The organism is Kitasatospora putterlickiae (assembly GCF_039527695.1).
In the GTDB taxonomy this organism is placed as follows: domain Bacteria; phylum Actinomycetota; class Actinomycetes; order Streptomycetales; family Streptomycetaceae; genus Kitasatospora; species Kitasatospora putterlickiae.
Window position 1 is genome coordinate 1,284 of sequence record NZ_BAAAKJ010000055.1, and the last position, 1,048, is coordinate 2,331.

1 protein-coding gene is annotated in these 1,048 nt (G+C 77.6%); it reads left to right on the forward strand.

Annotated elements, in window-relative coordinates:
* Positions 1–1,048, forward strand: a 1,048-nt coding sequence (locus tag ABD308_RS06445) for a polyketide synthase dehydratase domain-containing protein (protein ID WP_344328546.1), incomplete at both ends; no start/stop codon positions are given.

The window sequence follows — 1,048 nt, forward strand, 5'->3', positions numbered from 1 at the left end:
GGCGCCGGGCTCATCGCCGTCGAGCACCCCGTCCTGGCCGGCCGCGCGCTCGTCGGCGACCGCGACGAGTGGCTGTTCACCGGCCGCCTGACCGCCGGCGCCCAGCCGTGGGTGAGCGACCACGTCGTGCTCGGCCACGTGATCGTCCCGGGCACCGCGTGGGTGGAGCTGGTCGCGGCGGCCGGTCGCCGCGTGGGTGTGCCGGTGGTGGACGAGCTGGTGATGGAGTCGCCGCTGCTGCTGGAGGAGGGCGCCGCCGCCCAACTGCGCGTCACCGTGGGCGCGGCGGGCGAGGACGGCCGCCGTGAGGTCGCGGTGTTCGCCCGCCCGGAGTCCGCCGAGGAGGCCGTCGAGCCGGTCTGCCACGCGCGCGGCTGGCTGGCGGCCGACAGTGCCGCTCCGGCGGTGTGGCTGCCGACCGAGTGGCCGCCCGCCGGGGGCACGGAGATGACCGGCGCCGCGCTGTACGCGGGCATGGCCGACCTGGGCTTCGACTACGGCCCGGTGTTCCAGGGCGTCCGGACGGCCTGGCGCGTCGGCGAGACGGTGTACGCCGAGGTGGCCCTGCCGGGCGACTCCGGCGGCGACGGTTTCGGTGTGCACCCCGCGCTGTTCGACGCCTCCCTGCACGCCGGCCTGCTCTCGGACGGGCCCAACGACCAGGCGTTCCTGCCGTTCTCCTGGTCCGGGGTGCGGATCGCGCCGCGCGGCCTGTCCCGGGTGCGGATCCGGATGCGCCGGGTGGACGAGGCCGCCTTCGGGCTGGACGTCGCGAGCGAGCAGGGCGAGCCGGTGCTCAGCCTGGAGCGGCTCGACATGCGCCCGGTCGACGCGGCCCAGCTGGAGCGGCTGCGGAACGGCGGCGGGCAGTCCGTCTACCGGCTGGACTGGGCGCCGGTGGCGCTCGGTGCGGCGCAGCCCGTCCGGCCGGCGGTGCTGGGCGGGGAGGGTGTCGAGGGCGAGGCGTTCGCCGACCTGGCGGCGCTGGAGCAGGCGCTCGCCGGGGGAGCCCCGAAGCCGCGGCTGGTCGTGGCGTCCGTCGCCACCC